The sequence below is a fragment of the Klebsiella sp. GFKo11 genome, from assembly GCF_056490265.1.
In genome coordinates this window covers 3,489,719-3,502,928 of the sequence record NZ_CM151369.1, presented here as the reverse complement: position 1 = coordinate 3,502,928, position 13,210 = coordinate 3,489,719, and the positions used below count along the sequence as shown (strand labels likewise).

The 13,210-nt window shown below is 58.9% G+C and carries 15 protein-coding genes; 14 read left to right on the top strand and 1 reads right to left on the bottom strand.

Annotated features, from left to right (window positions below; translation table 11 throughout):
- Positions 1–10: 10 nt before the first annotated feature.
- From paaB to paaK, 10 genes are read left to right on the top strand one after another with little or no spacing between them, the layout of a single operon-like run.
- Positions 11–298 carry a 1,2-phenylacetyl-CoA epoxidase subunit PaaB gene (paaB, locus tag AC07P6_RS17045; protein ID WP_478313847.1) on the top strand — a complete coding sequence of 96 codons (288 nt, stop codon included), beginning with the start codon at positions 11–13 and terminating at the stop codon, positions 296–298.
- A gap of 7 nt (positions 299–305) precedes the next feature.
- Positions 306–1,061 carry a 1,2-phenylacetyl-CoA epoxidase subunit PaaC gene (gene paaC, locus AC07P6_RS17040; protein ID WP_478313845.1) on the top strand — a complete coding sequence of 252 codons (756 nt, stop codon included), beginning with the start codon at positions 306–308 and terminating at the stop codon, positions 1,059–1,061.
- A gap of 12 nt (positions 1,062–1,073) precedes the next feature.
- Entirely contained in the window at positions 1,074–1,574 is a 501-nt protein-coding gene (paaD, locus tag AC07P6_RS17035; protein ID WP_478313843.1) for a 1,2-phenylacetyl-CoA epoxidase subunit PaaD, read from the top strand.
- A 7-nt stretch (positions 1,575–1,581) separates the two neighbouring features.
- Entirely contained in the window at positions 1,582–2,652 is a 1,071-nt protein-coding gene (paaE, locus tag AC07P6_RS17030) for a 1,2-phenylacetyl-CoA epoxidase subunit PaaE (protein WP_478313841.1), read from the top strand.
- Complete coding sequence (paaF, locus tag AC07P6_RS17025; protein ID WP_478313839.1) at positions 2,649–3,416, top strand: 2,3-dehydroadipyl-CoA hydratase PaaF; 768 nt, start codon at positions 2,649–2,651, stop codon at positions 3,414–3,416. Before paaE ends, paaF begins: the two co-directional genes overlap by 4 nt.
- Positions 3,417–3,418: 2 nt before the next feature.
- Positions 3,419–4,207, top strand: coding sequence for a 2-(1,2-epoxy-1,2-dihydrophenyl)acetyl-CoA isomerase PaaG (paaG, locus tag AC07P6_RS17020; RefSeq protein WP_478313837.1), 789 nt, complete (start codon positions 3,419–3,421; stop codon positions 4,205–4,207).
- 3 nt (positions 4,208–4,210) lie between these two features.
- Positions 4,211–5,629: a 3-hydroxyacyl-CoA dehydrogenase gene (locus AC07P6_RS17015; protein WP_478313835.1), complete on the top strand. Its 1,419-nt coding sequence runs from the start codon at positions 4,211–4,213 to the stop codon at positions 5,627–5,629.
- A complete protein-coding gene (gene paaI / locus AC07P6_RS17010) occupies positions 5,622–6,044 on the top strand; it encodes a hydroxyphenylacetyl-CoA thioesterase PaaI (RefSeq protein WP_062773526.1) in 423 nt (140 codons plus the stop codon). The genes AC07P6_RS17015 and paaI overlap by 8 nt, the downstream gene beginning before the upstream one ends.
- Entirely contained in the window at positions 6,044–7,249 is a 1,206-nt protein-coding gene (gene pcaF, locus AC07P6_RS17005) for a 3-oxoadipyl-CoA thiolase (RefSeq protein ID WP_478313833.1), read from the top strand. Before paaI ends, pcaF begins: the two co-directional genes overlap by 1 nt.
- 28 nt (positions 7,250–7,277) lie before the next feature.
- Positions 7,278–8,594, top strand: coding sequence for a phenylacetate--CoA ligase PaaK (paaK, locus tag AC07P6_RS17000; protein ID WP_478313832.1), 1,317 nt, complete (start codon positions 7,278–7,280; stop codon positions 8,592–8,594).
- Positions 8,595–8,776: 182 nt separating this feature from the next.
- On the opposite strand, the gene AC07P6_RS16995 is transcribed toward paaK, so the two are convergent.
- Positions 8,777–9,757 carry an IS110 family RNA-guided transposase gene (locus AC07P6_RS16995; protein WP_478316951.1) on the bottom strand — a complete coding sequence of 327 codons (981 nt, stop codon included), beginning with the start codon at positions 9,755–9,757 and terminating at the stop codon, positions 8,777–8,779.
- Between the two features lie 278 nt (positions 9,758–10,035).
- Here AC07P6_RS16995 and paaX point away from each other — a divergent pair, with 278 nt between their 5' ends.
- The 4 genes from paaX (at position 10,036) to AC07P6_RS16975 (ending at position 13,204) form a co-directional block, all read left to right on the top strand.
- A complete protein-coding gene (gene paaX / locus AC07P6_RS16990) occupies positions 10,036–10,962 on the top strand; it encodes a phenylacetic acid degradation operon negative regulatory protein PaaX (RefSeq protein ID WP_478313830.1) in 927 nt (308 codons plus the stop codon).
- Positions 10,963–10,973: 11 nt separating this feature from the next.
- A complete protein-coding gene (gene paaY / locus AC07P6_RS16985) occupies positions 10,974–11,570 on the top strand; it encodes a phenylacetic acid degradation protein PaaY (RefSeq protein WP_434659033.1) in 597 nt (198 codons plus the stop codon).
- 117 nt (positions 11,571–11,687) lie between these two features.
- On the top strand, positions 11,688–12,290 hold the full coding sequence (locus AC07P6_RS16980; RefSeq protein WP_478313828.1) for a CDP-alcohol phosphatidyltransferase family protein: 603 nt from the start codon (positions 11,688–11,690) through the stop codon (positions 12,288–12,290).
- A complete protein-coding gene (locus AC07P6_RS16975; RefSeq protein WP_478313826.1) occupies positions 12,287–13,204 on the top strand; it encodes a phosphatidate cytidylyltransferase in 918 nt (305 codons plus the stop codon). The genes AC07P6_RS16980 and AC07P6_RS16975 overlap by 4 nt, the downstream gene beginning before the upstream one ends.
- The last annotated feature ends 6 nt before the right edge of the window (positions 13,205–13,210 follow it).

The following is a 13,210-nucleotide window of genomic DNA, read 5'->3' as shown; positions in this document are numbered from 1 at the left end:
GAGAATAAAAATGAGCAAAACATACTGGCCGTTATACGAAGTGTTCGTCCGCAGTAAACAAGGTTTGTCTCACCGCCACGTCGGCAGCCTGCACGCCGCCGATGACCAGATGGCGCTGGAAAACGCGCGCGATGCCTACACCCGCCGCAGCGAAGGTTGTTCGATTTGGGTGGTGAGGGCGAGCGAAATCGTCGCTTCGCAGCCGGAAGAACGCGGCGCGTTTTTCGACCCCTCTGAGAGCAAAGTCTACCGCCATCCTACGTTCTACACCGTGCCGGACGGCATGGAACATATGTGAGGCAGCGATGAATAACTCAAATCCCGTTGCAACCTATGCCCTGCGCCTCGGCGATAACGGCCTGGTGCTGGCCCAGCGTTTAGGCCAATGGTGCGGTCATGCGCCGGAGCTGGAGATCGATCTGGCGCTGACCAACATCGCCCTCGATCTGCTCGGTCAGGCGCGCCATTTTCTCAGCTATGCCGCCGAGCTTAACGGCAGCGGCGACGAAGACACGCTGGCCTTTGGTCGCGATGAACGCCAGTTCCGCAATCTGCTGCTGGTCGAACAGCCGAACGGCAACTTTGCCGACACCATCGCCCGCCAGTTCTTTATCGACGTCTGGCACGTGGCGCTGTTCAGCCGCCTGGTGAACAGCCGCGACGCGCAGCTTGTCGCCATCGCCGCCAAAGGGCTGAAAGAAGTGCGTTATCACCAGCGCTTTAGCCGCGGCTGGCTGGAACGTCTGGGCAACGGCACCGAACACTCGGCAAACCTGATGCAGCAGGCGGTTGATAGCCTGTGGCGCTTCACCGGCGAGCTGTTCCTGGCCGATGAGCTGGAGATCGCCTTAATTGAGCAAGGGATCGCCGTCGATCCGTGTGAGCTACAGGCCGAATGGCAGGCGACGGTGCACACCGCGCTGCTCGATTCCGGTTTGCAGATCCCGCAAGAAGCGGCGTTTCGCAGCGGCGGCAAACAGGGGCTGCATAGTGAACATCTGGGGCCACTGCTGGCCGAGATGCAGTACCTGCAGCGTGCTTACCCCGGTCAGCAGTGGTAAACGGAGGTCGCTATGCAACGTCTTGCCGCCATCGCGCCCGCTGAGGTGCATACCGTTTGGGGATTGCTAAGCGCTATCCCCGACCCGGAAGTCCCGGTGTTGACCATTACCGACCTCGGCATGGTCCGCAGTGTAGATCGTCGCGGCGACGGCTGGGTGATTGGCTTCACGCCAACCTATTCCGGCTGCCCGGCAACTGAACATCTGTTAGGTGAAATTCGCGCGGTGATGACCGAGCACGGCTACACGCCGGTGCACATTGTATTACAGCTTGATCCACCGTGGACCACCGACTGGATGAGCCTGGACGCCCGCGAACGCCTGCGTCAGTACGGCATCAGCCCGCCGCAGGCCCACGCCTGTCACGCCGACGAGATGCCGAAGGATGTGCTCTGTCCGCGCTGCGGCAGCACCCACACTTCGCTTATCAGTGAATTCGGTTCCACGGCCTGCAAAGCGCTGTATCGCTGCGAAAGCTGCCGTGAACCCTTTGATTACTTTAAATGTATTTGAGGTCGCGATGACAACATTTCATTCGCTTACCGTGGCAAACGTCGAGCCGGAAACCCGCGATTCGGTGACCATCACCTTTGCCATTCCCGACGAGCTGCGTAATCAATACGCGTTTCGTCCGGGCCAGCATCTGACGCTGAAAACCCGTCTTGGCGGCGAAGAGTTGCGTCGCTGCTACTCCATCTGCCGCAGCCGCTCGCCGTCTGAAATCAGCGTGGCGGTGAAAGCCATCGACGGCGGTCGTTTTTCCCGCTTCGCCCAGAGTGATATCCAGCAGGGTATGGCATTTGAGGTGATGGTGCCGCAGGGCCACTTCGGCTACCAGCCACAGGCTGAACGTCAGGCCGAATATCTGGCGATTGCTGCCGGTTCCGGCATCACGCCGATGATGGCGATAATCGAAGCCACGCTGACGATTGAACCCGACAGCCGCTTCACTCTGATTTACGGCAACCGCAGCAGCCACAGCATGATGTTCCGCCAGGCGCTCGCTGACCTGAAAGACCGCTATCCCCAGCGTTTACAGGTGATTCATCTGTTCAGCCAGGAGTCGATGGACAGCGACCTGCTACAGGGGCGCATTGACGGCGACAAACTGCGCGCGCTGTCTGAACATCTGCTCGATTTCAGCCGCTTTGACGACGCCTTTATCTGCGGTCCGTCGGCGATGATGGATGACGCAGAAACCACGCTGCGTGCGCTGGGGATGCCGGAAAAAGCCATTCACCTTGAGCGTTTCAATACGCCGGGCACCAGCGTCAAGCGCGCCACCGGCGTACAGGCTGAAGGACGCACGGTGACGATTCGCCAGGACGGTCGCGAAAGAACCATTGCCCTGAGCGCGGAAGACGACAGCATTCTCGACGCCGCGCTGCGCCAGGGTGCCGACCTGCCGTTTGCCTGCAAAGGCGGCGTCTGCGCTACCTGCAAATGCAAAGTGGTGCGCGGCGAAGTAGCGATGGCGGCGAACTACAGCCTCGAAGCCGATGAACTGGCGGCGGGTTATGTGCTGAGCTGTCAGGCGCTGCCGACCAGCGGCGATGTGATAGTCGACTTTGATGCGCGGGGGATGGCATGAGCGAACTGCTGATAACCCGTCACGACCGCGTTTTACAGCTAACTCTGAACCGTCCGCAGGCGCGTAATGCGCTGAATAACGCGTTGCTGACGCAGATTGCCGAGACGCTGGAAAGTGCTTCGGCAGACTCAAGCGTTAGCGTCTGCGTGATAAGTGGTAACCCGCGCTACTTCGCGGCGGGCGCGGATCTTAATGAAATGGCGGATAAAGACCTGCCCGCCACCTTTGACGATATTCGCCCGCACTTATGGGCGCGTATTGATGCTTTTAACAAGCCGCTGATTGCGGTGGTCAACGGCTATGCGCTGGGTGCGGGCTGCGAGCTGGCGCTGCTGTGTGACCTGGTGATTGCCGGAGATAACGCGCGCTTTGGTCTGCCGGAAATCACCCTCGGCACCATGCCGGGGGCGGGCGGCACCCAGCGCCTGATTCGTAGCGTCGGCAAAGCGCTGGCCAGCCGCATGGTGCTGAGCGGTGAAACCATTGGTGCCCTACGCGCGCAGCAGGCCGGGCTGGTCAGCGATATCCATCCGGCCAACCTTTCTGACGAATACGCGCTGAAACTGGCGGCGACCATTGCCCGTCACTCGCCGCTGGCGCTGCGTGCCGCCAAACAGTCGCTGCGTCTGGCGCAGGAAGTGAGCTTGCAGGCCGGGCTCGCCCAGGAGCGCCAGCTGTTTACGCTGCTCAGCGCCACCGAAGACCGTCGCGAAGGCATCGCTGCCTTTTTAGAAAAACGCACCCCAGCTTTCAAAGGACGTTAACCGTGGACGCATTCATTCTTAGCGATATCGACCAGGGCGTGATGACGATTACCCTGAACCGCCCGGACAGGCTCAACAGCTTTAACGACGCCATGCACCAGCAGTTGTCCGAGTGCCTGAAGCAGGCCGAACGTGACGATACCATTCGCTGCCTGCTGATAACCGGTGCCGGGCGCGGTTTTTGCGCCGGACAAGATCTCAACGATCGCAACGTTGACCCGAGCGGCCCCGCGCCGGATTTAGGCATGTCGGTGGAGCGCTTTTATAACCCGCTGGTACGTCGCTTAGCCGCGCTGCCTAAGCCGGTGATTTGCGCGGTCAACGGCGTGGCGGCGGGGGCTGGTGCCACGCTGGCGCTGGGCTGCGATATCGTGCTGGCGGCGCGCTCCGCCAAATTTGTGATGGCTTTCAGCAAGCTCGGTCTGGTGCCGGACTGCGGCGGAAGTTGGGTATTACCACGCGTCACCACCCGTGCCCGCGCAATGGGCTTGATGTTGCTCGGGGACAGCCTGAGCGCTGAACAAGCCGCGCAGTGGGGCATGATCTGGCAACTGGTTGATGACGCGGAGCTGAAAGACACCAGCCTGACGCTGGCACGCCATCTGGCTTCCCAGCCCACCTACGGTTTAGGGCTTATCAAAAAAGCGTTGCAGTTGGCGGAAACCAATACCCTGGATGAACAGCTTGACGTCGAGCGCGATTACCAGCGCCTCGCCGGGCGCAGCGACGACTACCGCGAGGGCGTCAGCGCCTTCCTTGGTAAACGTCCTCCACAGTTCAGCGGGAAATAAGCCATGACGCAAACACTCCACACCGTCGCCGTGATTGGCGGCGGCACCATGGGCGCAGGCATTGTTGAAGTGGCTGCCAGCGCCGGGCATTCGGTGCTGCTGTATGACATTTCCACTGCCGCGATTACCCGCGCTATCGACGGTATCGCCCAGCGTCTGGATTCTCGCGTCAGCCGCGGAAAAATCAGCGCTGAGCAGGCGCAGGCGCTGCTGGCGCGCATTTCGCCCGCCAGAGAACTGAATCAGCTTGCCGATGCGCAATTGGTGATTGAAGCCGCGTCCGAGCGTCTGGAGATCAAACAGGCACTGTTCAGCCAGCTGGCGGAGATTTGCTCCCCGTCGACGCTGTTGACCAGCAATACCTCGTCGATTTCCATCACCGCCATTGCCGCAGGCATTAAACATCCTGAGCGCGTAGCCGGGCTGCATTTCTTTAACCCGGCACCGGTGATGAAGCTGGTCGAAGTGGTCAGCGGCCTTGCCACCTCAACCGAAGTGGTTGAGCAGCTGTGCCAGTGCGTGAGCTCGTGGGGCAAACAGCCGGTGCGCTGCCGTTCGACGCCGGGCTTTATCGTCAACCGCGTGGCGCGTCCGTACTACGCCGAAGCCTGGCGGGCGCTGGAAGAGCAGGTGGCAGCACCTGAAGTGATTGACGCCGCATTGCGCGACGGCGGCGGGTTCCCGATGGGGCCGCTGGCGTTGACCGACCTTATCGGCCAGGACGTCAATTTTGCCGTGACCTGTTCGGTGTTTAACGCCTTCTGGCAGGACCGTCGTTTTCTGCCGTCGTTGCTGCAACAAGAGCTGGCTATTGCCGGACGTCTGGGGAAGAAAAGCGGTCACGGCGTTTACCGCTGGCCTGTTGAAGCACAACCGGAACTGGCGCTGGCTGCGGTATCAGCGCAATGTGCCGCAAAGAATATTAAGCGTGACGTTGTCACTGAATTGGATGAGGTGCTGCTGCTGGAAACCACTGGCGAAACCGCGCTGGCCTTAAGCGTCCAACACAACCGCCCGGTGGTGGTGTACGACTACGCGGCGAGCGACACGGTGGTGCTGGCGAGTGCCGCTACCAATTCACAATCCGCCACTGACAAAGCGGTCTATTTCTTCCAGCAGCAGGGCAAAAAAGTGCTGCGCATTGCCGATTATCCGGGCCTGCTGGTGTGGCGCACGGTAGCGATGCTGGCGAATGAAGCGCTGGACGCCGTGAAAAAAGGCGTCGCCAGCGCCGAAGATATCGATACCGCCATGCGGTTGGGCGTTAACTACCCGCACGGCCCGATTGCCTGGGGCGAGTCGCTGGGCTGGGCGCGCGTGCTGCATCTGCTGGAAAACTTACAACAGCACTACGGCGAAGAACGCTATCGCCCGAGTGCGCTGCTGCGCGAAAAAGCGCTACTGGAGATGCGTCATGAGTAATGAAGCCTGGCGCAACGCTCGCGCCATGTACGAGAACGATACTTGTGCCAAAACGCTGGGTATCAAGATTATCGAAATGGATGAGGGTTACGCGCAGATGACCATGGCGGTGTCACCGAATATGTTGAACGGCCATCAAACCTGCCACGGCGGACAGCTGTTTTCGCTCGCTGATACCGCATTCGCCTACGCCTGCAACAGTCAGGGGCTGGCGGCGGTGGCGTCTGCCGCCAGCATTGATTTCCTGCGTCCGGCCTTTGTTGGCGAGCTGCTCACCGCCACCGCGCGGGTGAAACAGCAGGGCAAGCTGACCGGCGTCTATGACATTGAAATTATCAACCAGCAGCAAAAAATCGTGGCCCTGTTTCGCGGCAAATCGCACCGCATCGGCGGCACTATTACAGGAGAAGTCTAATGCGTGACGCGTTTATTTGTGACGGCATTCGTACCCCGATTGGTCGCTACGGCGGTGCGCTGGCCGGTGTGCGCGCCGACGATCTGGCGGCCATCCCGCTGCGCGAATTACTCAGTCGTAACCCCGCGCTTGACGCCAGCGCTATCGACGATGTGATTTTCGGCTGCGCCAATCAGGCCGGGGAAGATAACCGCAACGTCGCGCATATGGCGACGCTGCTGGCGGGCTATCCGCATTCTGTGCCGGGCACCACCATCAACCGCCTGTGCGGTTCCGGTCTGGACGCAATTGGCTTTGCCGCTCGGGCGATTAAATCCGGTGATGCGGATCTGCTGATTGCCGGTGGCGTGGAGTCTATGTCCCGTGCGCCGTTTGTGATGGGCAAGGCGACATCGCCATTCCAGCGTCAGGCGGAGATGTTCGACACCACCATCGGCTGGCGTTTTGTGAACCCGCTCATGCAGCAACAATTTGGTACTGACAGCATGCCGGAAACGGCGGAGAATGTAGCTGAATTGTTAAATATCAGCCGCGAAGACCAGGACGCCTTTGCTTACCGTAGCCAGCAGCGTACCGCCAAAGCGCAGCGGGGCGGCATTCTGGCGCAGGAAATTGTGCCGGTGCAGATTATCGGCAAAAAGGGCGCGGTTAGCGCGGTGCGTGATGATGAACATCCGCGTGCGGAAACTACCCTCGAACAGCTTTCTCAACTGAAAACCCCGTTCCGCAAAGGCGGTGTGATCACCGCTGGCAACGCCTCCGGTGTGAACGACGGTGCGGCGGCGATGATTATTGCCAGCGCAGAACAGGCTAGTGCGCAGGGGCTGACGCCGCGAGCACGCATCGTGGCGATGGCGACAGCGGGCGTCGAGCCGAATTTTATGGGGCTGGGGCCGGTACCGGCGGTACGTAAAGTGCTGGAACGCGCCGGGCTGAATATTAACGATATGGATGTGATTGAACTGAACGAAGCGTTTGCCGCTCAGGCGCTGGGCGTGATGCGCCAGCTGGGTCTGGCAGATGATGCTGAACACGTGAATCCCAACGGTGGCGCCATCGCCTTAGGCCACCCGTTGGGAATGAGCGGCGTGCGCTTAGCGCTGGCAGCAACGCTGGAACTGGAACGACGCAATGGACGCTATGCGCTGTGTACGATGTGTATTGGCGTGGGCCAGGGCATTGCCCTGATCCTCGAGCGAGTGTGAGCTAATTGACCTGCGGATACCCTACAAAATGACAACTACAACAACATTAGATCCGATTGAAACTGCATCGCGTGACGAATTACAGGCTCTGCAAACCGAACGTCTGAAGTGGACGTTAAAACACGCCTATGAGAATGTGCCGATGTATCGCCGCAAGTTCGACGCGGCGGGCGTTCACCCGGATGATTTTCGTGAGCTGAGTGACCTAAGCAAGTTTCCCTGCACCACCAAGCAGGACCTGCGTGATAACTATCCGTTCGACACCTTCGCGGTGCCGATGGAGCAGGTGGTGCGTATCCATGCATCGTCCGGCACCACCGGCAAACCGACCGTCGTCGGCTATACGCAAAATGATATCGACACCTGGGCCAATATCGTGGCGCGCTCCCTGCGTGCGGCGGGCGGCACGGCGAAGGACAAAATCCACGTCGCCTACGGCTACGGCCTGTTTACCGGCGGCCTGGGCGCGCATTACGGCGCGGAACGTTTAGGGGCCACGGTGATCCCGATGTCCGGTGGACAAACCGAGAAACAGGCGCAGCTGATTTGTGATTTCAAGCCTGACATGATCATGGTGACGCCGTCTTACTGCCTGAACCTGATTGAAGAACTCGAACGCCAGATGGGCGGCGACGCGCGCGGCTGCTCGCTGCGTACCGGCGTCTTTGGCGCCGAGCCGTGGACGGCGGGAATGCGCGCCGAAATTGAGCGTCGTCTGGGGATTACCGCGCTGGATATTTACGGCCTGTCCGAAGTGATGGGGCCGGGCGTGGCGATGGAGTGCATTGAAACCGGCGACGGCCCGACTATCTGGGAAGACCATTTCTTCCCAGAAGTGGTCAACCCGGACGACGGCACGCCGCTGTCCGACGGCGAACATGGGGAGCTGCTGTTCACCACGCTAACCAAAGAAGCGCTGCCGGTGATCCGCTATCGCACCCGTGATCTGACGCGCCTGCTGCCGGGCACCGCCCGCACTATGCGCCGGATGGATCGCATCAGCGGGCGCAGTGATGACATGCTGATTATTCGCGGCGTCAACGTCTTCCCGTCGCAGCTGGAAGAAGAGATCCTCAAGATTGAACATCTGGCCCCGCATTACCAGCTGGAAGTGGATCGCCGTGGGCATCTTGATTCACTTTCGGTGCGCGTGGAGCTAAAAGAGAGCGGTCTGGCGCTGAGTCATGAGCAGCGCTGCCAGATTTGCCACCATCTGCGCCACCGTATTAAGTCGATGGTCGGTATTTCCACCGACGTGAGCATCGTCAACTGCGGCAGCATTCCGCGCTCCGAAGGTAAGGCGTGCCGGGTGTTTGATTTGCGTAAAGCTGCCGCTAACGGTTAGCACCTTCCCCCGGAGGCGGCGCGTTGCACCTGTCCGGGCTACCCGATGTCTCAAGCCCGTAGATACTGTGAGCATCGGCAACCATTTTTAGTTGCGGGGCTCTCTCCGGTTTCTGGATGACAGACACACCACCGACAGCACCCTCTGGGTGCTGTTTTTCTATTCCCGCAGTCTTTTCGTCCCTACGCTACCGCTATTCCATGTTGTGACGCATCGAACGGCTCCCCTGACTTCAGCACTCCGTACGCCACCTGCGCCAGCTTGCGCATCATCGCCCCTATGATAACTTTCGCGCGTTTGCCATTCCCTTCCAGTCTCTTTCTGAACGCTTTTCCCCACGCCGTGTGATACAGCGCTGATATTGCTGGCATATATAATGCTCTGCGCAACTGAACCGGACCCGCTTTACTCATCCGGCTCGCCCGCATCACGCTACTGCCTGACTCATGCTGCACCGGCGTCAGCCCTGCATACGCGGCGAACTGCCGCGCTGTGGCAAACCTCAGCTTCAGTCCCGTATACGCCAGCAGGACCGCCGCCGTTTTCTCGCCGATACCCGGGATGCTGTTCAGCAGCTTCCGCCGTTGCTTCATATCCGGGTCGTTGTCCGTCAGGTCTTTTATCTGTTTTTCGATACGTTTCAGTTCAGCACTCAGGCACTCCAGGAGCACATCGATGCTCGCTAACTGGACCTCCGGGGCTGTTTCCTGACGGTTTTTCTCCTGCGTCTGCATCTCTGTCAGCGCCTGATGCCGTAACACCAGCGCTTTCAGGGCTCGCTCTGTCGGGTGCGGTGCCTCCCATGCTGACGGACGTTTCTCCCGGCAGAAGTGCGCCAGCATACGGGCATCGACTTTGTCGGTTTTACTGCGCAACCCTTCACTACGGGCGAAGGCGGCACTCAGGGCGGGGTTGATAATGGAGACGGTATAACCGGCATCACTCAGATACGCGGCAGCCTCTTCCATGTAGGTACTGGTGGACTCCATGCAGACATGGGCATGGTTCACATCATGGCTGCGAAGCCAGCGGACAAGCGCTTCATGTCCGGAGGGCGTATTTTCGAATTTTTTACCGCGATGTCGACCATCAGGGCGCAGGATATCAACATCGAGCTTAGCTTTGGCAACATCAATGCCGATGAAGTGCAGTTCATTTTCCATAGTGAAACCAACCTTGCGAATACGGGTTACCGGTGAAAGCCGGTCCATGATACTGTCCGGTTTATCACATGAGAAAGAACGGCAGTCCGGTGCAAAGGATCTACGGAACAGGCGCGAAAGCCTAAGCCCGGACACGGCATCCGGACCGCCATCAGAGAGAACTGGCCGGTTCTTTCTGATGGAGTCATCATACAAGCCCGGACAGGCGCATCGCGCCGCCTCCGGGATTTCCTGTGCTATGATTCAAAAAGGACAAAAATAACAACAGAATGAATCATATGGACAAACTCGATAGCTTTATTCAGCAGGCGGTGACGGCGATGCCTATTAGCGGTACCTCGCTTATCGCGTCATTGTACGGCGACTGCTTATCCCAGCGCGGCGGTGAAGTCTGGCTCGGCAGCGTGGCAGCATTACTTGAAGGACTCGGCTTTGGTGAGCGCTTTGTGCGCACCGCGCTGTTTCGCCTCAATAAAGAGGAGTGGCTGGACGTGGTACGTATCGGCCGCCGTAGCTTCTATCGGCTGAGCGACAAAGGTCTGCGCCTTACGCGCCGCGCCGAAAGCAAAATCTATCGCGCTAGCGCCCCGGAATGGGACGGCACCTGGCTGCTGCTACTCTCGGAAGGGTTAGAAAAAAGCACCCTGACTGAAGTTAAAAAACAATTAATCTGGCAGGGTTTTGGTGTGCTCGCGCCCAGCCTGCTGGCTTCGCCGTCGCAAAAGCTCGCCGACGTGCAGTCATTGCTTCACGAAGCGGGAGTGGCGGAAAACGTTATCTGCTTTGAAGCCCATTCGCCGCTGGCGCTCTCCCGCGCTGCGCTGCGTGAACGGGTCGAGGAGTGCTGGCATCTGACCGAACAAAATGCCATGTATGAGGCGTTTATCACCCTGTTTCGCCCGTTGTTGCCGCTGCTGCGCGACGCCGAGGCGGACGAACTGACGCCGGAACGCTGCTTTCAGATTCGTTTACTGCTGATCCATTTCTATCGCCGCGTGGTGCTGAAAGATCCGCTGTTGCCAGAGGAACTTTTGCCAGCACATTGGCTGGGTCAGACCGCGCGTCAGCTGTGTATCAATATCTATCAACGTGTCGCACCCGGGGCACAGGCCTTTGTCAGTGAAAAAAGCGAAAGCTCGGTAGGCGAACTGCCTGCGCCGGGGCCGCTCTATTATCAACGCTTTGGCGGATTAGCCGAGGCGTAACAGGAGACGCCATGCCGATTTACCAGATGGACGGAATGATCCCCGTCGTACCTAACGAAAGCTACGTTCACCCAACCGCCGTGCTGATTGGCGATGTGATCCTCGGTAAAGGGGTTTACGTTGGCCCCAACGCCAGCCTGCGAGGTGATTTTGGTCGTATCGTGGTGAAAGATGGGGCGAACATTCAGGATAACTGCGTGATGCACGGTTTTCCGGGGCAGGATACGGTAGTGGAAGAGGACGGGCATATCGGCCACGGCGCGATCCTGCACGGTTGTGTGATTGGGCGTAATGCGCTGGTTGGCATGAGCGCGGTGATTATCGACGGTGCGACCATTGGTGAAAACAGTATTGTCGGCGCGTCGGCGTTTGTGAAAGCCCGGGCTGAGATGCCCGCTAATCATCTGATCGTCGGCAGCCCGGCTAAGGCGATTCGTACCTTAACCGAGCAGGAACTGACGTGGAAAAAGCAGGGCACCCGTGAGTATCAGGTGCTGGTAGAACGTTGCCAGAACACGCTTTTTGAGGTGCAACCGCTGAGCGAAGCAGAACCCGACCGTAAGCGGCTGGAGTTTGATGAAAACCTGAAGCCGAAGTCGCAGCAGTAACATGAATCCGCGCCAGAGTCTGAATTAATTCTGAAACTGGCGTTGTTATAGTAAGCGCAGTGGCGGTCGGATAGCGCTCTGATGCAGTATGGTCCTTTGCCTTATCAAGGACTGATAATGACCCTCTACTGCGTGAAACCGGCATTTCAGGCGCTGTTGCGTCCGCTCATGTTCTGCCTGGCGAAGAAACAGATCACCGCTAATCAGGTTACCCTGGCCGCGATGGCCCTCTCATTGCTCACCGGCGGTCTGTTGCTGCTGTTCCCCAATCCCGAACTGTTCTGGCTCCTGCCGATCGTGCTGTTTATCCGTATGGCGCTAAATGCGCTGGACGGCATGCTGGCCCGGGAATGTCATCAGAAGACCCGGCTCGGCGCGCTGTTGAATGAATTCGGCGATGTCTTATCTGATATCGCGCTCTATCTTCCCTTTATATTATTGCCTGGCAGCAGCCCGCTGCTGGTGCTGTCGATGTTATTTTTCACCGTTTTCAGCGAATTCGCCGGGGTTCTGGCGCAGGCGATTAACGGCGTGCGAAGCTATGCGGGCCCCATGGGTAAGAGCGATCGCGCGTTGGTGTTCGGCGCCTGGGGACTGGCGCTGAGCGGCTGGCCGGAGTTGATCGCGTGGTGCAATGTCGCGTGGGGGATTGTCACGCTGCTATTGATCTGGACCATCATCAACCGCTGTCGCAGCGTGCTTCCGGGGAATCACCCATGATGCTGCTGGAAAAATCGCTGGTCGCGGTCTTCGCCGTGCTGCTGCTGGCGACGCTGATTAATGGTCTGTTGGTCTGGTGCAAACCGAATAAAGACTGGCGTGAGCTGACCCTACGCATCCGCACCTGGTGGGTGATTGTCGTTCTCTTCTCTCTGGCGCTCATCAGTCCCCGCTGGCTGGCGTTAACCTTCTTTGCGCTGGTGAGCGTGCTGGCGTTAAAGGAGTTTCTGACGCTGGTGCCTGCGCGCGATGCCGACCGGATGCCCGTACTGTGGATGTTTATCGCTATCCCCATTAACTACGGGTTAATCGGCATCGACTGGTATGGGCTGTTCATTATTTTTATTCCGGTTTATGCCTTTCTCTTTTTGCCTGCCCGGATGGTGCTGGTGGGCGAGACTCAGGGCTTCTTACACAGTGCGGCTCAGCTGCACTGGGGATTGATGACCACCGTTTTTGCCGTGAGCCATGTTGCTTTTTTGCTAATACTTCCCGCCGACGGCCTGCAAACCGGCGCGCTGCTGGTGCTGTACCTTGTTGGGCTCACCGAATTTAACGATGTCGCGCAGTATCTGTGGGGCAAATCGTTGGGGCGCATCAGGGTGACGCCAAAAGTGAGCCCGAATAAGACGCTGGCCGGGCTGCTGGGCGGGATCGGCTCTACGATGCTGGTTGCGGTTCTGCTGGGACCGTTAATGACGCCGCTCGGCTGGGGGATGTCGCTGTTGGCGGGGGGTATCATCGGCGTCACCGGTTTTTGCGGTGATGTGGTGATGTCCGCCGTGAAGCGCGATATTGGCGTGAAAGATAGCGGCACGCTGCTCCCTGGCCACGGTGGCATTCTTGACCGACTGGATTCACTGATTTTTACCGCACCGGTGTTTTTCCACTTTATTCGCTATTTCTGCTACTAACGCTAC